The organism is Acetobacterium wieringae (assembly GCF_001766835.1).
In the GTDB taxonomy this organism is placed as follows: Bacteria; Bacillota; Clostridia; order Eubacteriales; family Eubacteriaceae; genus Acetobacterium; species Acetobacterium wieringae.
The window spans coordinates 159,068-186,029 of sequence record NZ_LKEU01000027.1 but is presented as its reverse complement, the minus strand read 5'-3'; the positions used below and the strand labels follow the sequence as shown (position 1 = coordinate 186,029).

The 26,962-nt window shown below is 43.5% G+C and carries 28 protein-coding genes; 7 read left to right on the top strand and 21 right to left on the bottom strand.

All coding sequences use genetic code 11. The features are described from left to right. Positions 1-28: 28 nt before the first annotated feature. Positions 29-1,072: a calcium/proton exchanger gene (gene cax, locus ACWI_RS07730; RefSeq protein WP_070370857.1), complete on the bottom strand. Its 1,044-nt coding sequence runs from the start codon at positions 1,070-1,072 to the stop codon at positions 29-31. Between the two features lie 178 nt (positions 1,073-1,250). Between cax and ACWI_RS07725 the strand changes: the two genes are divergently transcribed. The 4 genes from ACWI_RS07725 (at position 1,251) to ACWI_RS07710 (ending at position 4,077) form a co-directional block, all read left to right on the top strand. After that, positions 1,251-1,706, top strand: coding sequence for a MarR family winged helix-turn-helix transcriptional regulator (locus ACWI_RS07725; protein ID WP_139142337.1), 456 nt, complete (start codon positions 1,251-1,253; stop codon positions 1,704-1,706). Continuing rightward, entirely contained in the window at positions 1,706-2,449 is a 744-nt protein-coding gene (locus ACWI_RS07720; protein ID WP_070370855.1) for an SDR family NAD(P)-dependent oxidoreductase, read from the top strand. Before ACWI_RS07725 ends, ACWI_RS07720 begins: the two co-directional genes overlap by 1 nt. Next, positions 2,442-3,098 (top strand): acetoacetate decarboxylase family protein, encoded by a 657-nt coding sequence (locus ACWI_RS07715; protein WP_070370854.1) that lies wholly within the window; start codon positions 2,442-2,444, stop codon positions 3,096-3,098. Before ACWI_RS07720 ends, ACWI_RS07715 begins: the two co-directional genes overlap by 8 nt. Positions 3,099-3,183: 85 nt before the next feature. Further along, positions 3,184-4,077: a sensor domain-containing diguanylate cyclase gene (locus ACWI_RS07710; protein ID WP_070370853.1), complete on the top strand. Its 894-nt coding sequence runs from the start codon at positions 3,184-3,186 to the stop codon at positions 4,075-4,077. Positions 4,078-4,213: 136 nt separating this feature from the next. On the opposite strand, the gene ACWI_RS07705 is transcribed toward ACWI_RS07710, so the two are convergent. The 4 genes from ACWI_RS07705 to ACWI_RS07690 all read right to left on the bottom strand — a co-directional run bounded on the left by ACWI_RS07705 (position 4,214) and on the right by ACWI_RS07690 (position 7,058). Further along, positions 4,214-4,696: a hypothetical protein gene (locus ACWI_RS07705; protein ID WP_139142336.1), complete on the bottom strand. Its 483-nt coding sequence runs from the start codon at positions 4,694-4,696 to the stop codon at positions 4,214-4,216. Continuing rightward, positions 4,671-5,558, bottom strand: coding sequence for a phosphodiester glycosidase family protein (locus tag ACWI_RS07700; RefSeq protein WP_070370851.1), 888 nt, complete (start codon positions 5,556-5,558; stop codon positions 4,671-4,673). Before ACWI_RS07700 ends, ACWI_RS07705 begins: the two co-directional genes overlap by 26 nt. Then, entirely contained in the window at positions 5,555-6,613 is a 1,059-nt protein-coding gene (locus ACWI_RS07695) for a bifunctional glycosyltransferase family 2/GtrA family protein (RefSeq protein ID WP_070370850.1), read from the bottom strand. The genes ACWI_RS07700 and ACWI_RS07695 overlap by 4 nt, the downstream gene beginning before the upstream one ends. A gap of 196 nt (positions 6,614-6,809) precedes the next feature. Beyond that, positions 6,810-7,058 (bottom strand): GlsB/YeaQ/YmgE family stress response membrane protein, encoded by a 249-nt coding sequence (locus ACWI_RS07690; protein ID WP_070370849.1) that lies wholly within the window; start codon positions 7,056-7,058, stop codon positions 6,810-6,812. A 345-nt stretch (positions 7,059-7,403) separates the two neighbouring features. Here ACWI_RS07690 and ACWI_RS07685 point away from each other — a divergent pair, with 345 nt between their 5' ends. The 3 genes from ACWI_RS07685 to ACWI_RS07675 all read left to right on the top strand — a co-directional run bounded on the left by ACWI_RS07685 (position 7,404) and on the right by ACWI_RS07675 (position 9,350). Beyond that, positions 7,404-8,069: a GTP pyrophosphokinase gene (locus ACWI_RS07685; RefSeq protein ID WP_070370848.1), complete on the top strand. Its 666-nt coding sequence runs from the start codon at positions 7,404-7,406 to the stop codon at positions 8,067-8,069. Positions 8,070-8,286: 217 nt separating this feature from the next. After that, positions 8,287-8,781 carry a rubrerythrin family protein gene (locus ACWI_RS07680; RefSeq protein ID WP_070370847.1) on the top strand — a complete coding sequence of 165 codons (495 nt, stop codon included), beginning with the start codon at positions 8,287-8,289 and terminating at the stop codon, positions 8,779-8,781. A 257-nt stretch (positions 8,782-9,038) separates the two neighbouring features. Continuing rightward, the gene (locus ACWI_RS07675; RefSeq protein WP_070370846.1) at positions 9,039-9,350 is read left to right on the top strand and encodes a putative quinol monooxygenase; all 312 of its coding nucleotides are present in this window, start codon (positions 9,039-9,041) and stop codon (positions 9,348-9,350) included. A gap of 93 nt (positions 9,351-9,443) precedes the next feature. Here ACWI_RS07675 and ACWI_RS07670 read toward each other — a convergent pair whose 3' ends face one another. From ACWI_RS07670 to ACWI_RS07595, 16 genes are all read right to left on the bottom strand, one after another. Next, positions 9,444-10,193, bottom strand: a complete 750-nt coding sequence (locus ACWI_RS07670; protein ID WP_070370845.1) for a sulfite exporter TauE/SafE family protein — start codon at positions 10,191-10,193, stop codon at positions 9,444-9,446. Between the two features lie 55 nt (positions 10,194-10,248). Continuing rightward, positions 10,249-11,208 carry a GTP 3',8-cyclase MoaA gene (gene moaA, locus ACWI_RS07665; protein ID WP_070370844.1) on the bottom strand — a complete coding sequence of 320 codons (960 nt, stop codon included), beginning with the start codon at positions 11,206-11,208 and terminating at the stop codon, positions 10,249-10,251. 68 nt (positions 11,209-11,276) lie between these two features. Then, complete coding sequence (locus ACWI_RS07660) at positions 11,277-12,311, bottom strand: XdhC family protein (protein ID WP_070370843.1); 1,035 nt, start codon at positions 12,309-12,311, stop codon at positions 11,277-11,279. A 60-nt stretch (positions 12,312-12,371) separates the two neighbouring features. Further along, positions 12,372-13,397: a molybdopterin-binding protein gene (locus tag ACWI_RS07655; RefSeq protein WP_070370842.1), complete on the bottom strand. Its 1,026-nt coding sequence runs from the start codon at positions 13,395-13,397 to the stop codon at positions 12,372-12,374. Positions 13,398-13,410: 13 nt separating this feature from the next. After that, on the bottom strand, positions 13,411-14,493 hold the full coding sequence (locus tag ACWI_RS07650) for a histidine phosphatase family protein (RefSeq protein WP_084633565.1): 1,083 nt from the start codon (positions 14,491-14,493) through the stop codon (positions 13,411-13,413). 16 nt (positions 14,494-14,509) lie between these two features. Beyond that, positions 14,510-15,346, bottom strand: a complete 837-nt coding sequence (locus ACWI_RS07645) for a TylF/MycF/NovP-related O-methyltransferase (RefSeq protein ID WP_070370840.1) — start codon at positions 15,344-15,346, stop codon at positions 14,510-14,512. A 119-nt stretch (positions 15,347-15,465) separates the two neighbouring features. Next, entirely contained in the window at positions 15,466-16,389 is a 924-nt protein-coding gene (locus ACWI_RS07640; RefSeq protein ID WP_084633564.1) for an NTP transferase domain-containing protein, read from the bottom strand. 79 nt (positions 16,390-16,468) lie between these two features. Next, a complete protein-coding gene (larAH6, locus tag ACWI_RS07635) occupies positions 16,469-17,719 on the bottom strand; it encodes a nickel-dependent malate racemase, LarAH6 family (protein WP_070370839.1) in 1,251 nt (416 codons plus the stop codon). Positions 17,720-17,734: 15 nt separating this feature from the next. Beyond that, the gene (locus tag ACWI_RS07630) at positions 17,735-18,907 is read right to left on the bottom strand and encodes an NAD(P)-dependent malic enzyme (protein ID WP_070370838.1); all 1,173 of its coding nucleotides are present in this window, start codon (positions 18,905-18,907) and stop codon (positions 17,735-17,737) included. A 45-nt stretch (positions 18,908-18,952) separates the two neighbouring features. Next, the gene (locus tag ACWI_RS07625; protein WP_070370837.1) at positions 18,953-20,206 is read right to left on the bottom strand and encodes a phosphoglycerate kinase; all 1,254 of its coding nucleotides are present in this window, start codon (positions 20,204-20,206) and stop codon (positions 18,953-18,955) included. A 13-nt stretch (positions 20,207-20,219) separates the two neighbouring features. Next, a complete protein-coding gene (locus ACWI_RS07620) occupies positions 20,220-21,248 on the bottom strand; it encodes a type II glyceraldehyde-3-phosphate dehydrogenase (RefSeq protein ID WP_070370836.1) in 1,029 nt (342 codons plus the stop codon). Positions 21,249-21,267: 19 nt separating this feature from the next. Continuing rightward, on the bottom strand, positions 21,268-22,647 hold the full coding sequence (gene lpdA, locus ACWI_RS07615) for a dihydrolipoyl dehydrogenase (RefSeq protein WP_070370835.1): 1,380 nt from the start codon (positions 22,645-22,647) through the stop codon (positions 21,268-21,270). A gap of 13 nt (positions 22,648-22,660) precedes the next feature. Next, positions 22,661-23,998, bottom strand: coding sequence for a 2-oxo acid dehydrogenase subunit E2 (locus tag ACWI_RS07610; protein WP_070370834.1), 1,338 nt, complete (start codon positions 23,996-23,998; stop codon positions 22,661-22,663). Positions 23,999-24,020: 22 nt separating this feature from the next. Then, a complete protein-coding gene (locus ACWI_RS07605; RefSeq protein WP_070370833.1) occupies positions 24,021-25,001 on the bottom strand; it encodes an alpha-ketoacid dehydrogenase subunit beta in 981 nt (326 codons plus the stop codon). 13 nt (positions 25,002-25,014) lie between these two features. After that, on the bottom strand, positions 25,015-25,986 hold the full coding sequence (locus ACWI_RS07600; protein WP_278278286.1) for a thiamine pyrophosphate-dependent dehydrogenase E1 component subunit alpha: 972 nt from the start codon (positions 25,984-25,986) through the stop codon (positions 25,015-25,017). 23 nt (positions 25,987-26,009) lie between these two features. Next, the gene (locus ACWI_RS07595) at positions 26,010-26,960 is read right to left on the bottom strand and encodes a 3-hydroxyacyl-CoA dehydrogenase family protein (RefSeq protein WP_070370832.1); all 951 of its coding nucleotides are present in this window, start codon (positions 26,958-26,960) and stop codon (positions 26,010-26,012) included. Positions 26,961-26,962: the final 2 nt, after the last annotated feature.

Sequence of the window (26,962 nt, the reverse complement as noted above, 5' to 3'; positions counted from 1 at the left end):
GAGGTCTCAATATTCTCAATTCTCTTGATTATAAAATAAAAAATGACACTGCCATGATCAGGTAGACTGCCAGTAGCTGAACCCCTTCCAGCCAGTTGGATTCGCCGTCACTGGCCACCCGATTGGCAATCAGTACCGACAATACCAGGGCCACCAGTTCAAACTCGTTAAAAATGATGCTCATCGGCGTAAACAGCAGACTCAAAAAAATCAGCACTGGCGTAACAAAAAGAATCATCTGGAGACTGGATCCAATGGCGATCTCCATCGCTACATCCATTTTATTTTTATAAGCCATCACAATCGCGGTGCTGTGTTCAGCCGCATTGCCGATAATCGGCACCAGAATAATCCCTACGAAAAACTCACTGAGGCCAATGGCTTCGGTCATCGGTTCAACTGCTCCCACAAACATCTCACTCTCAACCCCAATCAGGACCGTTGCGCCAATTAAAACAGCAATCGCCTTATTAAGCGACCACTTGGGCGTAGCTTCCTCCTCTGGTATCGCCGCATAAATATCTTTATGGGTGTAAAAAGAAAAATACAAACTCATCAGATAGATGGCAAACATGATTATCGCTACCGTAATGCTGAGACCCTCATAACGGGTATTGAGGAGATCAGCGGCCACGGTATGGGTAAAAATCGCCGGAACGGTTAAACCAATGACCGCAAACAAGAGCATACTGGATGACACCTCAATGGATTGCTTGTTAAAGGTTTGGGATTTAAACTTAATCCCTCCCATCAGCATACTGGCCCCCAGCACCAGTAGAATATTACCAATCACCGAACCGGCAATGGATGCTTTGACCACGTCAAACAAGCCGGCCTGCATGGCAAAAAAGGCGATGATCAGTTCGGTGGCATTGCCAAAGGTGGCATTGAGAAAGCCGCCGACACGTGGTCCTGAATAAAAAGAAATTTCTTCGGTTGCCTCACCCATGATGCCCGCCAGGGGGATAATTGCCAAAGCTGACAAAATAAACATCACAGTGGGTGAAAAATGCATGAATTCTCCCACAATACTTATTGGCACAAAAATCAGTAAAAATCTCAGTATCTTCATTTACGCTCACATCTTTCTCTGTTATTAATTTCTGATCCGGTGACGCTGGTAAAAGAATACCACAAATCTTAAAGAAAATAAATCTAAAAAGTACTGAATATGCTTTGTTTGATTATTTTATTTGCAATGCGCAAATAATTATGTTAAACTGTTTGCATATCGCAAATAAACGAGGTGAATGATGGACAAACAACAGGTCAATGATGCGCTTTTTGCATTTTTACAAGCTATCTATAAATTTGAACAAATGGAGCTGGCAAAATTTTCAATTTCCTGGCAGGAAATGCTGCTGCTAAAACAGCTCTTGAACAACAATAAAGACTTCAGTATGGGCCATGCCACCGAGCTACTGGGTATCAAACCCTTCCAGTCCACCCGACTGGTCGATGGACTGGTCAAAAAAGAGTTGCTGTTACGGTTTGAAAAAGAGTCCGATCGACGAATCAAGTCACTTCAGATTACCGCCAAAGGAAAAGCAGTGCTTGCAGAAATTGATGATTTTCACTATCAGGTCATTGAAAAAGCCAGCAAAAATCTTGGTTCCGAGCGGACCCATTCAATTTTGTCAATGATGTTCCAGCTTGAAGAATTGCTAAGCCTTGAAGAACCATCGCAGAAAGGAAATGATAACTGATGAATTTAAACGATAAACGGATTGTTTTAACCGGGGCATCGTCGGGCATTGGACTAGCCTTGCAACCACTGCTCCATCAGAAAGGCGCCCGGGTTTTGGCTGTAGGTCGCCAAGCTTTTACACCGGACTTTTCTACCATTACATATATCCAAGCCGATATTTCGACTCCATCCGGGGTCGATTCGGTATTTGCCAAAGCCGAAACCACTCTCGGTGGGATTGATGTATTTATTGCCAATGCCGGTTTTTCTTATTATGAAAGCGCTGAACAGGCTGACTGGGATCATATAAAAACCATTTTTGACACCAATGTCACTTCGCCCATCTATGCTTTTCAGAAACTCAAAAAAACAAAGGGCGACCAGCCTTTTCAGTTTGCCGTGACCGCCAGTGCCATGAGTTTTTTACCACTTCCCGGTTATGCCCTGTACTCGGCCACCAAACACAGTCTTCAGGGGTTTTTCGAAGCCGCCCGGTATGAACTTCCCAACCATCAGGTGATTTCGCTGATCCACCCGATCGCTACCAGAACGGCATTTTTTAAGAATGACAATCCCGAGCTTTTTCCCACACAGACTCCCGAGGCCGTGGCAAAACAGTATATCTCTGGACTCGAAAAAAACAAGGCTCACATTTATCCATCAAAAACATTCCAGCTGATTAAACCACTCAGCCTGGTTCACCCACTGATCAAAAAGCAGGAAGCACAAAAACTTTCTAACTGGAGGTCTACTCATGATTAATTATCCCGCCCCCTGGAAATTGCAGGGCTATGGCTATATTCTTCTCTATCGTTTTGGAACCAACTTTGCCAATATACAAGCGCCGGAGTTTCTCGCCAATAAGGCCATCCCCGGTTTTGGCAGTGTGATGCTGGTAAATTATCAAACCTCCAACTGCGGTCCCTACGGAGAACTGTTGGTCATCCCCGGCAAATATCAGTATGGCCATGAAAAGAAGCATACCATCAGCAAAATTTATGTGTCATCCCAGGCTTCGGTGGATAATGGCCGAATCAACTGGGGGATTCCCAAAGAACTGGCTCAATTCCGTTTTGAACCGCAATCAGACAAAATCGAAAAAGTGACCGTAACAAACGGGAATAAAGACGAATCCTCGCCGATTTTTACGGCCAGCTTCAAAACCGGCTCAGTTCCATTTCCGGTCAGTACCCGACTGCTCCCTTTTCCATTGATTCAGCATTTGGACGGGAAGGCCTTCCAGACGACCTTTTCCGGGAAAGGGACTGGTCGATTTGCAACAATGACCGATTTAAGCATTAACGAAAATGTATTTCCTGATCTGTCTCACTTTAAGCCCCTGGTAATTATTAAGGTTGATCCCTTTGAAATTACTTTCCCGGTGGCAAAAATAAATAAATTAACTTATTAAAATTTTACTGCAAAGATACCCGTCTCAGGCTATAATAAGTATTAACTCTAAACTGTTAATATTTAATTTTTCTGGAGGTATTTCCATGAAACTGGATAATGACCAGTACCGGATCATTGTTGAGTCCTCACCCAATATGATCTGGCGGGCTGGAACCGATACATTGTGTAATTATTTTAACACCACCTGGTTGAAATTTACCGGCCGGACAGTGACTCAGGAAATGGGAAATGGCTGGGCCGAAGGTATTCACCCCGAAGATTTTGACATGTGCCTGAAAGTATATTTGGAAGCCTTTGCCAAACAAGAATCCTTTGAAATGGAATACCGGCTTAAACGCCAGGATGGTGTTTATCGCTGGATCAATGACCGGGGCGTTCCCTACTATATCGGTGACCATGAATTTGCCGGCTATATTGGTAGCTGCATGGACGTGACCGATAAGGTGGAAGGCCAGAAGCTGCGGGATCTGGCACAGCGTGACGGTCTGACCCGAATCTACAATCGCCAGTATTTTGAACAATTGGCCAATGTTGAATTTTCCAAAGCCAAACGATTTGATGCTGATCTTTGTGTTGCCATGATCGATATTGATCACTTTAAGACGATCAATGATACTTTTGGCCACCATGCTGGGGATCTGGTTTTAAAAACGGTAGCTAAAACCATCAATGAAAGCATTCGGGCCTTCGATCTGTTTGGTCGCTATGGTGGTGATGAATTTGTTTTGCTGATGTCCAATACCAATTATGTTGAAGCTTCGATCCTGATCGCCCGATTAAAGCATGTCCTTGAAACCATCGAAATAAAATATAATGATACCCTGATCCGTATCAGTGCCAGTTTTGGATTATACCAGATGCATCATGAGGTGATCCTGGAAAAGGTCATCATTGAGGCCGACAAAAAATTGTATGAGATTAAAAACAGTCGCTCCAAACAACCCCCACATTCAGTTGAGCAGCGACCTGCTTTATGATCGATAACCGCTTTTCCCCTGTTTATCGAGTATCAAGCAAACTCTTGTCCGCATACCAAAAAAGCAAGTGAGCTTTCAAAAAGCGCTCTCACTTGCTTTTTCTGATGCTGCAATTATTATTCTAAACGGATTCACCTTATTCACGAATGACCGTCTCTTCAGTTTTTTTCATTCTTTTTTCAGTCTTTAACAACCGCTGGTTGGTCACTGCCAGAAAGCCAAATACCATCAATCCGATGCCAACCGCTACCCAACCCAGGAAGAAAAAAATTATCAGATATGGGGAATTCGTACCCGCAATTTCCAGAATCCCTTTAAGAAAACTTCCCACCGTCAGAGCGGCAAGCCCCGAATTGTAGCTGTTATAACCAATGCGATAAACGACAAACCGGGTAATGAAGGCCATGGTGCGATCAATCAGCAAATACCCCAACGCCCCACCCAATAACGGGTATAAGAAAATTCCGGTCATGGCCGCTGAATGAACCCCGTGTCCAAACAAACCGTAGATCAGATTAACGGCAATGGTCAAAACCGTCATCAGCAAATAAACAGCAATGGTTTTTCCAAGCTTTTTAGAATTGTTTTGTAATTTAATACCCGAAATAAACAATATCACTGACCTCCCGTTCTGCAATACTGCGGCCATCAGTGGGATTATTGACCACTTCGCCATTAAAAACCATGGTAGATGATCCGCCGCCATCCAGATTATAGGCAATGGTGCAGCCTCGTTCTTTAAATTCCTGGGCCAACTGAAGTAGTGAAAGCCCTTCGCTCTCATCCGTCCGGCCATCCGAAACGATCACCAGATAATGTCCCGCTGAAATCTGTCCGATGGCCGTACGGGGATTGCTTTCCTTGGCTTGCCCCACTTCGCTGCTACTATCAACCATGATGTCACCATTTTCAACCAGGGCTGGCCCAAATGATAGCACCTGCCAATTCTCACTTAATGATGCCATGCTGACGTCACTTTCATCGGCAATCGAAAAATTGCCATTCTGATCAATCACCAAGGCCTCATTCTCACTGGCACTATCCCGATAGATAATGCCATTACGCAAAACATAGCCGTCGTCCCGGAAGCCATAATAGTCACCATTGATGGCAAAGATCGCATTTTGAGCAGCGGCGATATCAGACGTTTTGGCCTTGACATTTCGCCCATAGGTATTATTGGCAAAGGCTGTTTTCAGATAGGCCGCATCCGAAACCTGAATATCCGCCACATAAATGGTCGAATCATATTTCAAAATGGTTTCAATGCTAATCTGGATATTTTCATCACTATAAGATGTTGCGGTAATCACCGGTTCGGTTTCTGCCGCTGTGGACGTTTCGGCACTTGTTTCTGATGCCACAATCACCATTGATTTCTGAAGCACAAAAGTATCCATTAGCACAAAGGTAAACAACCCCACCAGCAGGAGCGAAAATATCCCTGCCCAACGATACGGTTTTGAAAAGAACTTGATCATTTAAGACGATACTCCTTCCTCGATTCCCCGAAAATAAAATTTTTCTGAATCAGGTAACTGCCGATAAATAATCCCGTGTCAACGCATATTTTTAACACCGTCAGGTGAATCGGTAAACTGCTTAAACTGGAGACAAAGAACCAGCTTAACAGCATCTGACTGATAAATAAAATGGCGTACTGCAATGCCGCCTTCCCTTCCCGATCGGTATTTTGAAAAACCCAGTGCTTATTAAGCAGATAGTTGACCCCGCCGGACATCACCCGGGCGATAATGGTTGCCTCCAGGATTCCCAGTGAGGTCGCTCCAAAGGCAATTTGCATCAGTAGCGTAAAGACCGAGTTATCCACAATCGCCGAGACAAAAGATGATAAACTGAATTTTAGAATATTCAGGTAGATCCGGGCTGAATCTTTAATCGCATGAAAATGAGATGCTTTGTTTTCATTCAAATAAATGGTCTCAATCGGGACTTCCACAAAGGGAATTCGGCTTTTACCAGCTTCCAGTAGCACATTCATTTCATACTCATAGCGGTCACCGGGAATCTTTAGTAACTCTTTTGTCCAACTCATCGGAATTCCCCGCAGTCCGGTTTGAGTATCCGGACACCGCTCTCCGGTACTCAATAAATAAGCCAGCGATGTGATGCGGTTACCCCACTTGCTTTTAAAGGGAGTTTTTACATTATTGAAATCCCGGGTTCCCAGAATCAGGCTGGCCGGGTTTTCTTCCAGCATCCTGGCTACGTTTAAGATGTCCTCCGGTGCATGCTGTCCATCGGCATCCACCGTTACATAGCCCGGCGCATCGGGATAAATATTGGCGGCATAGGCCATCCCCGTTTTTAATGCGACGCCTTTACCCATATTTTTGCTGTGAACTCGAACCACACAGTCAAGCTTTTCTCTTAGAATATCAAAGATGATTTCATACCCGGGGGCACTGCCATCATTTATAATAATTGTTGTTAAGTCATAGTGTTTTAGTTTTTCAACTAAGGTGATCAATTTTTCGTCCGGATTCAGAGCCGGAATAATCACAACAGCTTTCATAATGCTGACCTCCTTTATGTTCTTATCAGCATTCTATCGTCCTAAAGTGATTGTTCTGTGATTGGGTTCTGAATTTTAACACTTTGTTTCAAAAGCCTTCCCGATTTTGATGCGATTTTAGCCAAACACAAAAAGGTCGGAAAAGAGATAAACCGCATCTCTTTTCCGACCACGTAAAACATCAAGTTAAACCATTTTATTTTGTGAACAAATTAATAATCACAAGGAGAATTACTGCTCCCACTGAGGCAACAAAAATACTCCAAAGATTAAATCCGGTTACTCCCGTGGTTCCGAAAAAGCCAAATACAAAACCACCAATCATGGCGCCCAGTATTCCAACGACAATATTTTTAATGAGTCCCATTTTTTCATTGTTTTTTGTCAGCATGCTGGCCAGCCAACCGGCTAAACCACCAAGGATAATCCAGCTAAAAAACCCCATATTATCACATCCTTTCTTAATTTTCAGGTACTTGCAACTCTTTCTTCCATCTTGGATTTTATTTCGCAATTACCTAATTTTCTTCTATTTGTTATTATACCCGCTTATCTTTAAACAAACCTTCCAACTTCATCGTTTTCATCTGCCCCACTTTCTCTCCACTCTATTATTTAAAAACTTTTTTAATCGGTTAAAGCTTAAATTGCATCTAAGCTTTTAGCGTTAAAATAATTAGTTGTAGCCTCTATTGAGATTACCACGTTTTGCGATTCACTCTTTACCATATCCACGATTAACTATAGAAAGGCACTTTCTACTCTTAACTGATAAAAGTGAAATACAATCATGCAGATTAATTCGACTGAACTCCCCTTTTCTGAAGACCTGGACATGAATGGTAGTTTAAAGGAGTTTCTCCTACAGCAGCAGATTTACCGGGCTGCCATCAAAGAAATAAAAACCAAGCTGGAAATTTTGGATGAAGAGTTCCAGGCCAGATATGACCATAACCCGATCCATCATATGGAGTACCGACTTAAATCTCCCCAGAGCATCGCCGGAAAGATGCAGAAAAAAGGGCTGGAAATCACCGCTGAAAACATCCGTAAAAACCTGACGGATATTGCTGGCGTTCGTGTTATCTGCAACTATTTACACGACATCGATCGGATTGCCAACCTGTTGCTGCGCCATGATGACATTACCCTGATCCGTAAAAATGATTATATCAATGAGCCAAAAAAAAATGGTTACCGCAGCCTTCATCTGATTGTACTGGTGCCCATCTTTCTGGCCGAGCGAACCGAATCCGTTCCGGTGGAAATCCAAATCCGCACCATTGCCATGGATTTCTGGGCCAGTCTTGAGCATCAGCTCAAATATAAAGGACATAGCGATATCTCCGAAGGCCTCCGGGAACGGCTGAAATACTGTGCCGAATCAATTACCCGACTGGATGAGGAAATGCAGATGATCTATGAGGAAATTACGACAAACGACTGCGACCAATAATAATCGATACCGAGGCCATCACCTCGGTTTTTTTATGCTTTTTTTGCATATCTTATTGACACTCTGATTATTCTATGCTATCTTATTTATATTCATTACTGTTTAGTAATTATTATTTTATAAGTTGATCTAATTTTCTTCTGGATTGCACCCCTAACTTTCCAGAATCTTGATCAATTATACTACCTAACTAAAATATTAATATGGAGGAAAACAAATGTCAGAATCAAAAACACTTAATAATCTCATGGAGGCGTTTGCCGGAGAGTCCCAGGCAAACAGAAAGTACACCGCATACTCAAAGAAAGCTGAAGCTGATGGAAAAATCAATGCGGCTAAATTATTTAAAGCTGCCGCCGATGCTGAAACCCTGCATGCCTTAAAACATTTTGAAGTCGCCGGAAAGATCCATACCACTGCTGAAAACTTAAAAGACGCCGTGGCTGGCGAAACCCACGAGTTTACAGAGATGTATCCGGATTTTCTAAAAACAGCGGAAGCTGAAGGTAATCAGGATGCCATTAAAACCTTTACCTTTGCCATGAAAGCTGAAGCGGTTCATGCCCGACTCTATCAGGAAGCCCTGGAAAACCTCGATCAGAGCGAAGAAGTTTTCTACTACCTCTGCCCCCTCTGCGGTAATATTGAAAAAGCCGTACCTGATAAATGCGCCATTTGTGGCGTTCCCGGAAGCAGCTTTATTAAATACTAAGCCTTGCATCTTTCTCATCTCCTAACTTGATAAAACCAGAAGTATCGTGCTCATGAGTAGCATAGAACTTCTGGTTTTTTTAATCGATTATCGTTTAATTGCTTGCGTTCTTTATTATAAAAAGGTATACTTAACCCGAAAAGTTCTCGTTCTAACTATCCCTATTGAATCAAACACTGTATAATCTTTTTCAATTAGACCTGCAACCGTATTTCAAGGTTGCCTTTTTATTAAATTTTTCAACAATGGAGGTAAAAATGAAAACGAAAGAAAACCTACTACTAAATGTAACCTATACTACAAAACCGGGAAAAAGAACCGAGTTTATTAAGACATTAACTCAACTTGGCGTTGTTGAACAGTCAAAGCAGGAATCTGGAAATATCAGATACGACTATTTTTATCCACTTAATTCTGATGATCAATTATATCTTGTAGAAATTTGGGAAGATAGTAAAGCTTTGGCTTTACATACCCAAACCGAGCACTATAAACAATTACAGTCGTGTAAAAATGAGTATTTGATGCATACCCAGATTGAGAAATTTTATATCTGTACCACTCAGTAAAATAAGCTCAGCCATCCGAAAGTGATTGTCGAAGTACTGAGCTTTATTACCATTTTATACGATCAGATGTCTAACTTTTGAGGATTACTTCTATTAAAAAAAGAGCTTCAATGCGACAATTGCTGTCATCCCAATAATTAAATACCGGAATGCTTTTTCATTGATTCGTTTAATTATAAAAGCCCCAAAAACCGCACCGATGCCAATAAAGGGGATCATTAACCCCGTCAGCAAAAAGGTCTGAACCGTAATATTATGCCAGATGAATACTTGCATGGGAAGTTTCGTGACGTTAACGATAAAAAAGAACCATGCTGTCATTCCCAGAAAATTTACTTTATCCACGCCTTTTGCCAGTAGGTAGACACTAAAAATGGGACCGGCCGCATTTCCGATCATCGATGTAAACCCAGCAAGAATTCCCACTGAAGCATGCAGCCAGGTTTTGTCGGGGATTTTCAACTGATCGCCTTTTTTTTCGAAATAAATCAATAAAAACAAACAAAGTAACACTGAAAGTGCAATCAGGCTTTTGAACTGTTCATCATTGATATACCCACCAATGATTAAACCGAATATCAGTCCCATAAAAGTCCACGGTAGTAATTTAAGAATATCTTCTCGTTTTGCATTATGTTTATAATAAAAAAGTGCAAAAACATCTCCCACAATCAGCATCGGTAGGATGATTCCTGTTGATGCTTTTCCGCCGAATACAGCTGCTAATATCGGGATTACCAATGTAAGCAAACCACTGATGCCTGTCTTTGATACACCAATTAAAAGTGCCGCCAAAATAACCCAAAGCCACTGAACCAGTTCTAAATCCGGAAATATTTCCATCGTATTTCTCCCTACGTTCGTTATGTATGACATTTAATTTTTTGATTCCATTAAATCATCCGCCAATCATATTCATTCTTCGTGAGGATGTAAAATCTGCTCCGAAATGATGTCCTTTTGGCTTATCCATAATAATCTGTCTGACAATTTGATTGAAATTATCAGCTTTAAGGTCAAGGGCTTCCCGAATATCTACTTCTCCGTTATTTCCCAGACAAGGCCGGATTTTTCCATCGGAAGTCAGACGAATGCGGTTGCAGTCGGAACAAAATTGGTGGGTCATGGGTGAAATAAACCCGATTTTACCGGTGTAACCGGCCATCTGATAATAAACCGCCGGTGAACCCTTATCGGTTCGTTCCAGATATTGAAGACCGGGTCTTGTTGCAATTAAGTCATCATTGTGAATAATTTTATCCCGGTTATCTTCGCCAAAACTCCCCATCGGCATCAGTTCAATAAAACGGACTTCAATCGGCCGATCCCTTGTCAGTTCGATGAGGTCATCAACTTCATCATCATTGATCCCCTTAATCAAAACGGTGTTAATCTTTACTGGCGTCATCCCTAACGACAAAGCCCGATCAATTCCAGCCATGGTTTTTTTCAGATCCCCGCCACCGGTAATGAATTTAAATTTCTCTGGCTTCAGGGAATCCAGGCTGATATTGAGACGGTGAAGTCCAGCTGCTTTTAAATCAGCCGCCATTTTCAAGAGCTGAATACCGTTAGTTGTCATGCCAATGTCTTCAATACCATCGATCTCCGATATTCTGTAAATAATTTCGCAGATATCCCGTCTCAACAGCGGTTCGCCGCCAGTAACTCTGATTTTTTTAATCCCCGCCTCAACCATGGACCGGACAACCTTTTCAAATTCTCGTGGTGTTAAACTATCATCTTTGCTGTCCTTGCAGTTTTCACCATCCGGATCACAGTAAATACACTTCAGATTACATTTCTGAGTCACTGAGATCCGCATATATTCAATTTTTCTTCCATATTGATCCAGCATAATTTTATCCAACTTTCTTTTTATCGATGGTCACCGCATTATTGATCCGCATTTTTCTGGAATAGCTATTATAACCCGATGCTTTCCAGAAATACTTCAATAATCCCCCCGCAAACCATACCTTCTTCTTCTGCCTGCCATCCCGTCATATCAACTTGTTGCAGCTCTGATTTTTCTTTTTCACTGCTTAGCATACTCAAGGCTCTTATTTTTATGTCTGCTTCAGCACAACCACCACCAAGGGTTTCCACGGTTCGGCCATCCGGATAGATTAGCATCTTAGTTCCCACTTCCCGGGGGGCCGAACCTTTCCGGCTGATAATCGTCGCCATGACTTTTCTTTCGCTTGACTCTTCAATTGCATTTAATCTCTCAAGTATTTTTTTGGAATAACCGCTGCTTTGCTTTTTTAGATTCTTTTCCTGGACAATTTCGGCCATAATGGATATCGCAATCTCAACCGGAGTTTCTGCGCGAATATTTAAACCGATGGGTGTATGTACTCTTTCCAGTTTTTTTATATCCACACCTTTTTCGGCCAACTGATCCTTAACTTTCTTTACCCGGACTTTGCTGCCGATCATGCCGATGTAAGCATGCTCTTTTTTGATGATTTCTTCCAGACAAATCTGATCATAACGATGTCCCCGGGTGACAATGACAAAATAGGTATTTTTATCCCCATCGATTTTTTTAAGTCCCTGTTCAAAGGGTTCACAGATCACCTGTTTTGCCCCAGCCCGAAGGGCATCATTTGCAAAGGTAAAACGATCTTCAATGACGCTAACCGAAAAATCAGCCAGTAGTCCTATTTTTATAATCGGAATGGAAACATGACCAGCCCCACAGATCACCAACTTTTTATCCGGCTGTAATATTTCGCAGAAAATCCGGTTCCCTTCAACAGTAATAACTCCTGTTTCCAATTGTTTTAATATTATTTTAATATGATGTTTCAAAAAACTGCTTTTTCCCGTTTCATAAACAATTTTATCCAGGGATACAAATACCTTTTCACCCAAATGCTCACCTTCCACCACAGTTGCGACCAGATATTTCTGGTTAGCATCGCTTTTTTTAATTAGTTCATACAGATTACTCAAAACTTATCCCCTACTCTTTATCTGTCTTTATTTTTCGCATTTTTTAAAACCACAACCTTTTTAAACGCCTTTTCCAAACCCACAGTTCGGGAATGTACAACTGTCACAGGAAAGACAAAGGCCACCTTGCCCCAAAGCAGTAAAATCTCCTTTTCGCAACCGTTCGTCAGTCATGATCCGCGGCAATACCAGATCAAAGATGGTCCGTTTGGCATACATCACACACCCGGGAAGGCCCACAATGGGGATGTTGCCTTTGTAATATGCCAATAAAAACATCGCTCCGGGAAGCACCGGGGCCCCATATGTGATCATTTTTGCGCCAGTATTTTTAATCGCCAGAGGAGTACGGTCATCGGGATCGACACTCATTCCTCCGGTACAGATGATCATATCAGCTCCCTGGTTTAGCAGCGTCATAATGGACTGGGTAATCATCTCATGATTATCGTCTGTAATCTGATGCCCGATGATTTCGACATCAAATTCAGCCAACTTTTCTTCAATAACCGGGGTAAAGGTATCTTTAATCCGACCGTTATAGACTTCACTGCCGGTGGTAACAATCCCCACTTTTTTATGGACATACTGCCGGATCTGAAAAATCGATCCTTCTCCACAGACTTCTTTAGCCCGATTCATTTTGCTTTCAGCAATCACCAGCGGAATAACCCGGGTTCCCGCCAGTAAATCTCCCGCTTTAACCGGGAAATTTCCATGTCGGCTGGCTATCATCATCTCGCCCAATGCATTCACCCGATTCATTTTATCATAATCAATTTTAAGCACCCCATCGCAGGTAGCGATGAGTTCGATTTTGCCTTCTTTGATTTCTGATGGCCGCATGTTTTCGCCTTTACAAAGGTCATAAAGAATTTCAGCCGCTTCGTTTTCATGAAGCATCCCCTCTTCTTTTTCCCAGACATAGAGATTTTCTTTGCCGACCGATAATAATACCGGAATATCTTCTGCTCTAACCATATGGCCTTTTCGAAATACTGCATCCTTGGTGACTCCTTTAATGATCTGGGTAATATCCTGACAGAGTACATGGCCAACAGCGTTGGTTGTTTCAATTAATTGCATTGTTCTTCTCCTTTTAATAACCCATCGCTTCTTCTAATAGACTCTCTACTTTTTTTGCCTGTAGATAAGCTAAACGATGTTTAACTTTTCCTACCAAAGTAGTACATTTTTTTCTACTTTTATTAAACCGTTCATCAATACTGATCCGTTGGCACCCTGATACCTTTTTATCTGCCAAATAGACAATGGTTTTTTCTGTAATTCGCTCTTCATCATAACTTGAAAGAAGATGATGAAACTCAATCACCTCCGCAACACGGGGGTAACCTTCTCTGTTAATCCAATCTGCACCAATTTGTGCATGCTCTTTTTCAGCCCGGGCAATATCATGAAGCAGCGCTGCGGCAGCAATCAAGTTACGATTCAGATTATAATTTTTCTGTATCAAAAGATCCGTCCATTCCAATGCCAGTTTGCAGACACATCTTCCGTGATTTCTAACGTCCTCACCGACATGAAATCTTTCTAAAATAGCCTGGCACTCATCTTGATCCGGAATTGCCTCTAAATTTTTTCCTACATACTTTACTTTTTTAGAATGTTCATCCATTTCAATCAGACTAATGCTCCCATATGATTGGTGTAGCCCAAGCGCCTGCTCCAAATCCAACCCCATCCACTTGCTCAACAATCCCTGATTGACGCAGGCATGACCAACAATGGCCAAATTTCCATTGTATTTTTTCATCATTTTCTCAATACACGGCTCTGTCCGCATCAAAACTTGATGATACGATTCCCCCTTCGGAAAGGGTACTCTAGCCAAATTTTCTCCCCTCTGCTGATAATCATCTGGATACTTTTGTTTTATCAAATCAAACGGCAATCCGTCCCACAATCCCGTATCAATCTCCTCTAATTCAGCAACAGAGACAATAGGATATCTGCCATTTGAAATAATTTCGGCAGTTTGCCGGCTCCTCGCCAGCGGGCTGGTAATAATCATAGATAATGCGATCTTAGAAAAATAGTCTGCCAACTTTTTTGCCTCAAGTCGCCCTTCTTCACTCAATGACAAATCAAGTTTCCCAAGACAACATTTTACCCCGTTTGGAAACGCTGGCTGGCAATGACGAATTAGATATATGCTTCTCATGTCCTTTAATCAACATCTATGCTTTGATGAGCATGGCAGTACCATGAAAATCGCAGAGCGGAATTAAAAATAACTTCTGCTCATTTAAATACTCATCAACCGCTTTTTTCACCCCGGGAAACTGCATACTGTTATAATCATGGATTAACATTACTCCACCGGAACTGAGCCGGGGATAAAAATACGAAAGGCCTTGCCGAGTGGGTTCATACAAATCAGCATCCATACTGACAAGGGCATATTGAATTTCCTGATCTGGAATAGTTTCGGGGAATCGACCTTTTATAATCACAACTTGCCCCGGAAAGGGCATTTGATTGATGATATCTGCTGCACTGGTATTAGAAAAATCACCGACTTTAGCTTTGGACAATCCCCTTTCACCGGCAATGTCTTCCGGCTTAAAGCCTTCAAAGGTATCAAAGAGATAGAGTTTGCGATCCGGAAAATTCTGATTCAGTTCCCGGGCAAATTTCCCCTGGTAGACGCCTAATTCAGCAATGGCTCCGGCGACCCGACGCTTTTTTATTTCATCGCCAATCAGCCGCAACTCCGCCAGTCGGAGATCATATTTTGTCTTAAAATCACTGGCATGTTTAATGATTCCGCCAAACCCCAGGCCTCTAATTTGATTCTCTATATCAATTGCCGCATCAGCGTTTAAACTGCCAGTCCAAATAATCTCCGGGTTATCATCCAGAAGTTTATCCGGCGGCTTGACGCTTAATCCCGAAACAATTGACCCCCACTTGTCAGGGTTATTATCAAAACAGGCAACGATTTCATAATCACTGGATATTAAATTTATTAGGGCATTTCCACCCTGACCGGCTCCGAATATTGCAGCTTTCATATTATATACCTCCTCGTTTTGCGCTTTTTCAAAACATTGATCATCCTAAAAAAACCTTATCAAATATTTAACTTTTTCCTTACTCCTAAGATCGAGTTATTTCAAAAAACAATTCGTTTTTAAAAAAAATAACGATCAAATATTTCATTAACGCTCTTTTGAGATTCCTTTTCAAATCTCTGATACTTTTCCAAAAATTCGCTTCCCTTTTCCGTTAAGATCGTTTTTCCGCCGTTCATTCCCCCACGCTTCCGATAAACGACCGCAAAACCCAGTTGTTCTTCAACCTGATTAATCATTTTCCAACCCTTACTATAAGAAAGATTCATTTTTCCACAGGCGCTTTTAACCGATTCGCCGATCTTGATTAGAGTTAGCAATTGTTCAGTACCGGTACCGAAAAAGGATGCTTCCTTTTCCACGCTGACTCGAACTTTTGGTTTTAATTTTCGTTTATAATATAAATCCAACAAGCTTTTAAATTCATCTTTGGTATCCGCATCCAGCAAAATGCCTTCGTCTTCGACTTCAACCTCGATCTGTTCATAATTACAGCTCTCAACAGCGCCCAGTAAGCCTTTGTTTCCGGTATAAACTAATATTTCTGGCAAAACCAGGGTGTCAATCATAAAGGGATGCCCTTTTACACCACAATGCACAGGATTCACAAACACCCCTTTTGAAGCCGTCAGTTTCATCACCGTTTCTTTCGTAAACAAAGGAATATCGATGGGCGTAATGAGAATGCGTTCACACTGATGTTCCAGGTATCGCAAACCGATTTTCACCGAATCAAACATTTGAGTGGTGGCAAAATCATGATTATGAAGACAGGTAACGTTCAGTTCTTTAACCAATTCTTCCACAATTCTGGCCTTATTTCCGGTAATCACAATAATTTCTGTGATCCCGGCGTCCTGAAAGGTTAAAATGATTCGCTCTAAGATTGAAAAATTGCCTATTTTAAGGACCGGTTTAAAGTCACCCATTCGCGAGGACATGCCAGCTGCCAGAATGATAGCACCTTCCTTTATTTTTTTCACTTAATCACCTCTTTCGCATAAAACCGACTCCTCCATGAAAGGAGTCGGCTGATAAACAAACAATGCTTTGAAATTAATATTATTGTTTTATAATTGGTAGAGTTGAGCCGCCATGCGGCATCACCAAAACTTTAGCATCGGGTCCGAGTTTGTTAAAGGCGGCCTTTAAGGCCCCCTGAACGGTGATATAGGGCTGCATAAAGATGGATTCAACCACTTCCGGTTTCATTTTTGAAACAAAAAAGATCTCGCTCTTTTCCAGAACCATCGCAATGGCTGCCGCTTTATGCCCCCCCAATTGAAAATCATTTTTGATCCGTTCAATTAAAGATTGGGAATCCTCAGCTGCCAACAGCCATTTTTCAAAGACACCTTCGCCAAAGCCCTCTTCACAAGCCCCTACCAGAATGATGATGCCGCCATCTCTGACGGCATGTTTAGCATTGTCGAGGGCTTTCTGAGTTTGATAAAGATTTAAATCCTTGGGTGCGCCTCCCTGAGAAACAATCACAATATCTGCCAGGGCATCAATCGGCTTACTGTACAATTGATCCAGAAATTTACAGCCTTCCCGATGGGCTTCGATATAATGTCCGGCCACGGCATGGATAACATTTTTTTTCTCATCAAGAATGACGTTGACAATAAAGTCAATGGGACAATATTCAATTGCTTCTTCCAGATCCTGTCGCACCGGATTGTCATCAATTTTTCCAGCCACCGCCAATGGATCGACCATACAGCTGTGATTCTTCTGAATGGCGGCCCGGGTTGAAACGCCAGGCATAATTGCTTTGGCCCCGCCACTGTAGCCGGCAAAATAATGGTATTCTATATTACCCAGGCAAATGCGGCGATCTGCTTCAGCTACAATCCGGGTCACATCCACTGGCGTACCATGCTTTGTTTTTCCCATATTAACAAAATCTTTTGGATCGCCATCCACACAACGGACGGTTGAATAGATGTAATCTCCCACCAGTTTTTTCATTTCTTCGGGGCTATGTTTGCGGTGACTCCCCAGAGCGAAGACAATGGTTATGTCTTCCCACCGGATGCCCTTCTTTTTCAGTTCATGAAGAATCGGCGGTAATACGACATGTGATGGCAATGGCCGGGTAATATCGCTGGTAATAATCACAACCTTTTCACCTGGTTTAATAAGCTCTTTTAACGCGGCTGTCCCAATGGGATTTTGAAGCGCCGCACAGACGGCCTCTTCACCCTTTGTTGTCACTTCGATAGGATTTGGTGTTAAGATTGCTGCCAGATTTTTTTCTGGAATATTAACCGTTTGTTTTTCTTTTCCAATTGCTATATCTATTTTCATAACTGATCCCAACCCCTAGATGCGGCTGACACCGCTTCCCTTAGCCGCCTTTGCCACCGCTTTGGCGACTGCGTCTTTAATGCGGGGATCAAAAGCATTGGGAATAATAAAATCAGAACGGAGTTCGTTGTCGGTTACTAAACCGGCAATGGCGTAAGCGGCGGCGATTTTCATAGCGTCATTGATATCGCTGGCTCTGACATCCAGTGCTCCCCTAAAAATCCCCGGGAAGGCTAAAACGTTATTGATCTGGTTGGCAAAATCACTGCGACCGGTACCAACTACCGCTGCTCCGGCTTTCAAGGCCAGATCCGGCATGATTTCCGGGATGGGATTGGCCATCGGAAATAGTATCGGATCTTTTTTCATGGACAGCACCATTTCTGGGGTGACGGTACCCGGTGCGGATACCCCAATAAACACATCGGCATCCTTCATCGCATCGGCAAGGCGCCCTTTGGTTCCCGCTTTGTTAGTCACTTTTGCAATTTCCTGCTTGTCCGGTGTCAACCCTTCCTGTCCGTCATAAATGATACCAACCCGATCACACATGGTGATGTCAGAAACACCGACCTGCAAAAGCAGCTTGGCAATGGCTATTCCCGCTGATCCAGCACCATTCATGACCACTTTCATGGTTTTAATATCCTTGCCGGTTAGTTTTGCAGCGTTTAACACCGCTGCCAGAGTGACCACTGCAGTACCATGCTGATCGTCATGAAAAATGGGAATATCGCAGATTTCTTTGAGCCGTTTCTCAATTTCAAAGCAGCGGGGCGCGGCAATGTCTTCAAGATTCACGCCACCGAAACTGCCAGCTAAAAGACTGATCACCTGAACAATTTCATCCACATCTTTGGAACGAATGCACAGCGGAATGGCATCCACGTCGCCAAATTCTTTGAATAAAACGCATTTCCCTTCCATGACTGGCATGCTTGCTTCCGGGCCAATATCACCCAGACCCAGCACTGCGGTTCCATCACTGATGACGGCAACGGTATTCCAACGACCCGTCAACTCATAACTTTTGCTGATATCTTTTTGAATTTCAAGACAAGGTTGGGCTACCCCCGGGGTGTAAGCCAGAGACAGATCCTCCTTGTTATTTACGGAAACCTTAGAATTAACTTCCAGTTTCCCTTTCCATTGATAATGCCGTTTTAATGATTCCTGTGCATAATCCATTTTAATAACCTCTCTAAATTTCCTTCTTAGTGTCTGGTGTACGTTTTATTTTTCCTTTATCGTTGAACCATGCATCAATGCTTTAACAACCGGCAGGGTTTCGCCGGTTAAAAACCGGATCAGGGCACCACCGCCAGTGCAGATATAATCAATTTTTTCGCTTAAATCATATTTGTTGGTAGCAGTAATGCTGTCACCGCCGCCGATAACGGTGTAAGCTGCGGTTTTTCCCAGGGCGTCCCAGACACTTTTGGTGCCGTATTCGGTGATTTCTTCTTCAAAAATCCCCATTGGTCCGTTGGTGAAAACTGTTTTGGCGCCAAGGATGATCTCCTGAAATTTTTGGGTTGATTCGTGCCCAATATCCACCAGCATTTCATCAACCGGCAAATCAGACAATTTCACTTCTTTTCTGACCCCGTCATCCAGATAGGCTAAATCCGTTGGTAATTCAATCATTGCCCCATATTTTTCCAGCAGTTCTTTGGCATCTTCAATGTATTGATTAAACCCTCTTTTTTCAATAAAGGCTTTGGAACTTGCGCCGATGTCATATCCTTTTGCCAGTAACATGATGTTTCCCACTAAACCACCGGCCAGAACCGTGTCGGCGATTCCTTTTCCCAGCACCGAGTTCATCATGATAAAGGCATCCGATATTTTAGCTCCGCCTAAAACAAAGACCGATGGTCTGCCCGGATTTTCGGTAATTTCAGACAGGACACTGTACTCCTCTTCAAACAATCTTCCCATTGCTGATGGCAGAACCTGTTCAAAACCGCAGAGGGAGGGTTGATCCCGGTGGGCAGCTGCAAAAGCATCACAGACATATAGATCAGCCAGAGGTGCCAGTTTTCTCACCAAGAGGGTTTTAGCCTGGTCTTCGTGGCTTAGCTTTAAATTCGTTTCAAATAGGGTCTGTTCTTCCGAGACAAAACGGACGTTATCCAATAGCAGAATTTCGCCATCATTCAAAGCTGCAATCGCAGTTCTGGCAGTGGGTCCGCAGACATCCTCAACAAATTTCACTTCTTTATTAAGCAGTTCGGTTAAAACTTTTTCATGAGGTTCGGTGGTATAAAAGTTTTCATATTCGATATCACTGCCCTGATGGGCCAGAATCACCACCTTTGCGACCTTATCCGACAATTCCCGGATGGTCGGTACACAGGCTTTGATCCTCGTAATATCTTTTAAGATATTTTTTTGTTTGTCTACCGGCTGATTAATATCCACCCGCAGAAGCACTGTTTTTCCCGAAAACTGATAATCATCCAGAGTTTTAATTCCAAATTTCATTGGTCCATTCCCCTTAACGGCATTGGCAATTTAAATATTTGTTGGTAGCTGCTGTACCGTCTTCTCGGGTTTGCTGCATCCCGGTAGCAGCTCTAATGGCATCCATTGTTTCGGGAATGGTGACGCTTTCCTGAGGAATATTAATGGCAAACATAATATCGTTTCCGCTTTCGACGATACAATCTTCCCATAATCCGATTTCATACATGTCACCTCTGGTATTACCCAGATCTCTGGCATATCGGAAGAAGGAGGCATTTCCCTGGAAACCATCATCAATTTTTACCACCCGAATACGGGGATGTTTTTTGAATGCTTCCAAGGCCATTTTTTTTGTGATTTTTTTCTTGCCGGTGGCCAGAACGGTGATAATATGACCATGGGTTACTGGTGTATGAACCAGCACGCCAGTGGCTTCAACATGAGGCATAATGGTCATTAAATCAACAGCCTGATGTGAAGGTGCCTTGTCTACCTGTAGCGCATTGGTCAAACCACGGTGATAATCACCGGGATCGGCAACCCGACGGATAATGGTTATGGCTACTTTTTCGACCCCGCCACAGTTTCGGTCCAGACAATCAACGGCACGAATCAGGCCGGTGGTATTACAGCTGGTGAGTTTCAAGTAATCCTGGTCAACGCCCTGTTCGTAATTGGCGTAACCGTGGAAAAAGACATCGGCGACTGAATTCTTTTCGCCACCCTGAAAAATAGCTTTCACGCCTTTTGATGCGTAGAGTTCTTTGTTTTTAACGCCGACACCGCCTGGTGAAGAATCCAGCATAATATCAACTTGATCAACCAGGTCTTCAAACGATCCGGCAATAGGAATTTCCAGGCCTTCAAACTCTGGTTTCCGGTTCATATCCACTAAAAACAAGTTGTAAGGCATCCCTTTTTCTTTTAATGCCCGGATTGACAGCGTTGGTGCTAAATCAGCAACCCCTACCAATTCCATATCGCCTTGCAATGCCACTGCGTCTGCCAGTCTCTGACCAATGACGCCATATCCTGCTACGCCTACTTTAATTTTTTTCATTATATTTTCCTCCTGAATTTTATTTCTTTGGTGGTGCATTACAGCACAGCCCTTCCACATCGTGAGCCGCCTCTAGAATAATTTCGCAAACGGTGGGGTGAGGATGAATGGTGTCTGATAATTCTTCAATGGTGCCTTCGCATTCCATAATTATTGCAATTTCTCCGATCATATCAGTGGCTCTGGGGGCCATGATCTGAGCACCGTAAACTTCGCCAGTGGCATGGTCGCAGACCAATTTGATCAGTCCCTTGCTATGTCCCATGACACTGGACTTGCCATTGCCGCCGACACCATAACGTCCGATTTTTATGTTCTTTCCAGCCTTGATTGCTTCCTCTTCACTGAGGCCAATCCAGGCTATTTCCGGATTGGTGTAAAGACAGGAAGGTACCACCTCATAGTTCATTCGCTGCTGTTTGCCGATAATGTTTTCGGCAGCAACCATTCCCTGTTTTGTGGCAACATGAGCCAGCTGGATTTTTCCGGTGATGTCACCAATGGCATAAATATTCGGAATGTTGGTTCTCAGATAGGTATCAACTTCAATGAATGAGCCACTAAGCTTAATGCCGACGGCATCCAAACCGATCTGATCGATTTGCGCTTTTCGGCCGACACTGACAATGCAGTGAGATCCGGTAGCATGGTTCAGCTGTCCATCTTTTTCATAGTTCACAGTGATTTCGCCCGCTTCTTCGATCCCCGTCACTTTGGCACCAGCGATAATCTGAACCCCTTTTCGCTTAAGAATCTGGGACAGTTCCTTAACAATTTCCTTGTCAATTCCCTTTAGAATATCCGGCTGCATTTCGATAACCGTCACTTTTTTTCCCAGCGATGCGTATAAGGTAGCAAATTCGATGCCGATAATGCCGCCTCCGATAATCACCAGACTTTCCGGACACTGTTTCATTTCCAGAACTTCGTCGCTGGTCATAACCGATTTATTATCAACGCCTGGAATGGGTGGCAAAAAGGGGGCAGAACCGGTGGCCAGAATGATGTGATCGGCCACAACCATTTCTCCATTTACTGCTATTTCATTCGCATTTTTTAGTACCCCAAAACCTTTAATGACGGTGACGCCATGGGCTTTTTCAAGTCCTTCAATGCCCTTTCTTAATCTGCTGACGATCTTATCTTTATAGGCTGCCAATTTTTCATAGTCAAATGCGAGATTGTTAAAAAGCACGCCAAACTCCTGGGCACCCTTTGCTTCATCGTAAAATTCGGCGCCATGAAGCAAGGCTTTTGTCGGAATACAACCACGATTCAAACAGGTACCGCCAAGTTCTCTTGCTTCGATGAGCACTGTTTTGAGACCGTACTGGGAACAGCGAATCGCTGCTTCGTATCCCCCGGGGCCACCTCCTAAAACTGCAACATCATATTTCATAACGTCATTCTCCTTAAATCAGCAACATTGGATTTTCAAGTAATTCTTTGATCCGTTTGAGAAATTGTGCTGCCGGCGCACCGTCCACGGTACGATGATCATAGGTCAGACTGAGCTGCATCATCATTCGGATAACAATTTCATCACCTATTACTACCGGTTGTTTGGCCAGCTTTCCAACTGCCAGGATTCCGGCTTCTGGGGGGTTAATAATGGCAGTAAAGCCATCAATATCAAACATCCCCAGATTGGAAACGGTAAAGGTTCCGCCGCTATAGTCTTCCGGCTGAAGTCTGTTTTCTTTTGCTTTTGAGGCCAGTTCACTGGATTCTTTGGAAATTTGATCCAACGATTTGAGGTGAATATTTTTAATGACCGGGACAATTAAACCCTGATCAATCGCTACCGCCATACCCATATTCACATATTTCTTAAGCACAATACCCTCACTGGTCCAGGAGGAATTCATCATTGGGAATTCAGTTAAGGCTTTGGCCACGCAGCGCAGCACGATGTCGTTGTAGCTGACCTTTCTGCCTACTGCTTTGTACTGTTCTCTTAAGGCTACCGAATTGGTCATATCGACGGTGATGCGATGGTTGGCCTGGGCCATTTCACCAAGACTTTGTTTCATCCGTTCCGCGACAATTTTTCGCATCCCTTTGATGGGAATCAATTCTTCATCAAGTGGCGCTACCATCTGAATCGGTCCCTGACTGACTGATGCCGATAAACGCACATCGTCTGCTAACACTTTATTGCGGACGCCAGATCCCTGAACCCCATTGATATCAATATTTTCCAACTCGGCAATTTTTCTTGCCAATGGCGTTGCAGCTGTTTTTTGTGCCGGATTAAGCACATAATCCAGAACATCTTTTTCAATGACCAGTCCCTCCGGACCAGAACCATCAAGATCGGCAACATCAATCCCTTTTTCTTCCGCCAGCATTTTAGCCCGGGGAGAAGCAAAAACTCGTCCAGTTCGTGGTGCCTTAACGGTTGCTGTTTCGATCGCTGCTTCCTCAATCTGCACTGGCTCCGCACTTTCAGCAACCGCTGCAGCGGCTGCCGGTGCCCCGATGGAATCCAATAAGGCGGAAAAATCTTCGCCTTTGTCACCAACAATGGCAATCGGCTCGGTGATTGGAACCACGGCGCCAGCTTCATGAATTATTTTTAACAAGGTGCCACTGATACTGGCGTCAATGGAGATGGTCAGTTTATCCGTCTCCATTTCAAATAACGGCGCATCGGCAATGACTTCTTCTCCTTCTCCAACCAACCATTCCATAATGGTTCCTTCGGTCATCTGGAGACCTTGTTTGGGCATAATTATAAATTCTGCCATGCTATCCTCCTAACTATCGAATCTATCGATAACATACTTTTTTTGCTGCTTCAACGATCTGCTGCACACTGGGTACCACGGCATTTTCCAATTCAATATTAAAAGGAAGCGGACAGGCTTTGGCACCCAGATGAATCGGTGCGGCATCTAAATATTTAAATGCGCCATCAACCACCTGTGAAGCAACTTCTGCTCCCCAACCGGCAACCTTATGGGCTTCATGAACAACCACCAGTTTGCCGGTTTTTTTAACCGATTCGATAATGGTGTCCATATCAAAAGGTACCATTGTTCGGGGGTCAATCACTTCGGCATCAATCCCCATTTTTTCCAGTTCAGCTGCCGCTTCCAGTGCTCTGCTGACATAAAGCAGTGAACCTACAATGGTGACATCTTTACCGGTTCGCTTAATTTCAGCCTGACCAAAAGGGATACAGAAATCCGGATCATCCGGTACTTCGAATTTCGAAGCATACAGCGCCTTATGTTCAAAGAACATTACCGGGTTATCATCGCGAATGGCAGTTCTTAAAAGTCCTGCAGCATCGGCGGCATTGGACGGACAAGCTACCTTGATCCCGGGGAAGTGCATAAAAATAGTTTCCAGACTCTGACTGTGGGTGGCGGCATTGCCCCGTCCAATTCCCTGTTGTCCCCGGATGACCAGGGGAATCTTTGCTTTACCGCCAAAAATATAGCGGGTTTTGGCAGCCTGGTTAATAATCTGATCGGCAGCAACTAAGGTAAAGTCCATGTACATCAGTTCCACAATGGGGCGCATGCCAGCACAGGCGGCCCCAACACCGGCTCCAATCATCGCTGCTTCGGAGATCGGCGTATTTCTGATCCGATCGGTGCCAAATTCCTTGTATAAATCCCGGGTGCATCCAAAAATACCACCCAGCAGCTCAATATCTTCTCCCATTACAAAAACATTTTCATCCCGACGCATTTCTTCTGCAATAACGTCCCGAATGGCTGTTGCGTAAGTTTTTTTACTCATTTTTGCTCCTTTCTCAAGCATCGTAGAAAACATCGTCCATCACATCGGCAGGATCCGGATTCGGACTGTTAATGGCAAACTCGGCAGCAGCATCTGCTTCCACTTTTGCGGCTTCTTCAATCGCATCCAGTTCTGCGGCCGTGAAATCGCCAGCATCAACGAGAACTTTTTTAAACAATTGAATCGGGTCTTTGGTATCCCGCCACATCTCAACGTCTTTTTTATCCCGGTAGGTTTGAGGATCTCCGGTCCAATGGCCAAGGGTCCGATAGGTTTTACATTCAATCAAAGTCGGACCGTCTCCTGCTTTAGCCCGTTTAACAGCGGTTTCAAAGGCTTCATAAACAGCAAAAACATCATTGCCATCAACCGTTACCCCAGGAATCCCGTAACCAACAGCACGATCGCTGATGTTTTCAACCGATGTTGACTGTGCAACCGGTACCGAGATGCCAAAGCCGTTATTTTCACAAATAAAGATGATGGGCAGTTTCCAAACCGCTGCCAGATTCAGACTTTCATGAAAGGTGCCTTCGTTAGATGCTCCATCCCCAAAGAATGAAACTGCAACCTTATCATTTTTCTGAAGCTTGGCCGCCAATGCTGCGCCAGTGGCAATCGGAATGCCCCCGCCGACAATGGCATTAGCGCCAAGGTTTCCTTTGGTGAAATCGGCAATGTGCATCGAACCGCTGCGGCCTTTACAATAACCGGTTTCTTTACCCATGAGTTCAGCCATGGCTTTATCCAGCTGAGCCCCTTTCGCAATGCAATGACCATGGCCCCGATGGGTACTGGTGATATAATCGTCATCGGTCAATTGCGCACAAACAGCGGCAGCAACGGCTTCTTCGCCAGCATATAAATGAACCGATCCACGCAGTTTATTTTCTTCAAACAGGCGCAAAGCCTTTAATTCAAAATATCTGATTTTATTCATGATCTCGTAGATCCAAAGTTTTTGTTCTTTTGATATCACGTTGATACTCCTTTCAATCCTTACTGTTTTTATTCTTCCTCAGGCAAACTCCAGTTAAAAAATTCAAAATAAGGTTTTGCAGCTTTCATCCGGAATGCGTCCATATCCACCTGGGACCAGTCGTAGACACCTAAACCAGTTTTCTGCCCAAGGTCACCTTTTTCAAAGCGTGACCGGATGTAATCCGGGGTTTTGTCGGCATTAGAAAGATCCGGGAAAAGATAGTCATCAATGCTGACGATCATATCCAAACCGGCATAGTCAAAATGTTCAAAAATACCGATGGAGGTATAACGAGGTACAAAACTGTATTTTAAGGTTTTGTCAATGTCTTCCGGTGACGCGATGCCCTGTTCTACCATGTGGACGGCTTCCCGGTATAGGGCGTGTTGCAGACGGTTGCCAATAAATCCGGGAGCAGCTTTTTTCATGACCACCACTTTTCGTCCGACTGATTCCAGAAATTCATAAATGGCCTCAATAACCCCTGCTTCTGACCATTGACTCGGTACCAGCTCTACACAGGGAACCAGGTGGGGTGGATTCCATGGATGAGCCACTACCAGCTTTTCTTTTTGCTTCAAGCCTTCAGCCAGATCATCCGCTGAAATCGCTGATGTCGACGAGGCAATGGCTTTAAAGTTTGGACAGTTCGCTTCAATGGCCTGATAAACACTGTGTTTAACCGCCAGATTTTCAACCACACATTCAAAAATCAGCTCCGTATCAACAAGATCCTGATAATTGGTTGTTATCGTCAACAGTTTTTCGCAAGCCTTGTATTGTTTTTCGGTAACTAGCTTTTTTTGCACTAAATCTTCAAAACAGGCCTGATAACGTTGTTTACCGGCTTCTATTTCGGCATCATTATGTGCCAGGATGGTTGTTTTATAGCCATTCCCGGTAAACAACACGGCCATACTGGCACCGATCATGCCAGTTCCGATAATCGAAACGTTATTAATTGAATTCAATTTCATCT

Excerpts from the sequence above, each read along its gene's own strand:
- ACWI_RS07625 (WP_070370837.1), bottom strand. The coding sequence starts at position 20,206 with ATGAAATTTGGAATTAAAACTCTGGATGATTATCAGTTTTCGGGAAAA.
- ACWI_RS07655 (WP_070370842.1), bottom strand. The coding sequence starts at position 13,397 with ATGCAATTAATTGAAACAACCAACGCTGTTGGCCATGTACTCTGTCAG.
- ACWI_RS07595 (WP_070370832.1), bottom strand. The coding sequence starts at position 26,960 with ATGAAATTGAATTCAATTAATAACGTTTCGATTATCGGAACTGGCATG.
- ACWI_RS07620 (WP_070370836.1), bottom strand. The coding sequence starts at position 21,248 with ATGAAAAAAATTAAAGTAGGCGTAGCAGGATATGGCGTCATTGGTCAG.
- ACWI_RS07725 (WP_139142337.1), top strand. The coding sequence starts at position 1,251 with ATGATGGACAAACAACAGGTCAATGATGCGCTTTTTGCATTTTTACAA.
- ACWI_RS07700 (WP_070370851.1), bottom strand. The coding sequence starts at position 5,558 with ATGATCAAGTTCTTTTCAAAACCGTATCGTTGGGCAGGGATATTTTCG.
- ACWI_RS07695 (WP_070370850.1), bottom strand. The coding sequence starts at position 6,613 with ATGAAAGCTGTTGTGATTATTCCGGCTCTGAATCCGGACGAAAAATTG.
- ACWI_RS07690 (WP_070370849.1), bottom strand. The coding sequence starts at position 7,058 with ATGGGGTTTTTTAGCTGGATTATCCTTGGTGGTTTAGCCGGTTGGCTG.
- ACWI_RS07720 (WP_070370855.1), top strand. The coding sequence starts at position 1,706 with ATGAATTTAAACGATAAACGGATTGTTTTAACCGGGGCATCGTCGGGC.
- larAH6 (WP_070370839.1), bottom strand. The coding sequence starts at position 17,719 with ATGAAAATAGATATAGCAATTGGAAAAGAAAAACAAACGGTTAATATT.
- ACWI_RS07645 (WP_070370840.1), bottom strand. The coding sequence starts at position 15,346 with ATGAAAGCTGCAATATTCGGAGCCGGTCAGGGTGGAAATGCCCTAATA.
- ACWI_RS07675 (WP_070370846.1), top strand. The coding sequence starts at position 9,039 with ATGAAAACGAAAGAAAACCTACTACTAAATGTAACCTATACTACAAAA.
- cax (WP_070370857.1), bottom strand. The coding sequence starts at position 1,072 with ATGAAGATACTGAGATTTTTACTGATTTTTGTGCCAATAAGTATTGTG.
- ACWI_RS07685 (WP_070370848.1), top strand. The coding sequence starts at position 7,404 with ATGCAGATTAATTCGACTGAACTCCCCTTTTCTGAAGACCTGGACATG.
- ACWI_RS07670 (WP_070370845.1), bottom strand. The coding sequence starts at position 10,193 with ATGGAAATATTTCCGGATTTAGAACTGGTTCAGTGGCTTTGGGTTATT.
- ACWI_RS07650 (WP_084633565.1), bottom strand. The coding sequence starts at position 14,493 with ATGAGAAGCATATATCTAATTCGTCATTGCCAGCCAGCGTTTCCAAAC.
- ACWI_RS07715 (WP_070370854.1), top strand. The coding sequence starts at position 2,442 with ATGATTAATTATCCCGCCCCCTGGAAATTGCAGGGCTATGGCTATATT.
- moaA (WP_070370844.1), bottom strand. The coding sequence starts at position 11,208 with ATGCTGGATCAATATGGAAGAAAAATTGAATATATGCGGATCTCAGTG.
- ACWI_RS07680 (WP_070370847.1), top strand. The coding sequence starts at position 8,287 with ATGTCAGAATCAAAAACACTTAATAATCTCATGGAGGCGTTTGCCGGA.
- ACWI_RS07630 (WP_070370838.1), bottom strand. The coding sequence starts at position 18,907 with ATGGATTATGCACAGGAATCATTAAAACGGCATTATCAATGGAAAGGG.
- ACWI_RS07710 (WP_070370853.1), top strand. The coding sequence starts at position 3,184 with ATGAAACTGGATAATGACCAGTACCGGATCATTGTTGAGTCCTCACCC.
- ACWI_RS07610 (WP_070370834.1), bottom strand. The coding sequence starts at position 23,998 with ATGGCAGAATTTATAATTATGCCCAAACAAGGTCTCCAGATGACCGAA.
- ACWI_RS07605 (WP_070370833.1), bottom strand. The coding sequence starts at position 25,001 with ATGAGTAAAAAAACTTACGCAACAGCCATTCGGGACGTTATTGCAGAA.
- lpdA (WP_070370835.1), bottom strand. The coding sequence starts at position 22,647 with ATGAAATATGATGTTGCAGTTTTAGGAGGTGGCCCCGGGGGATACGAA.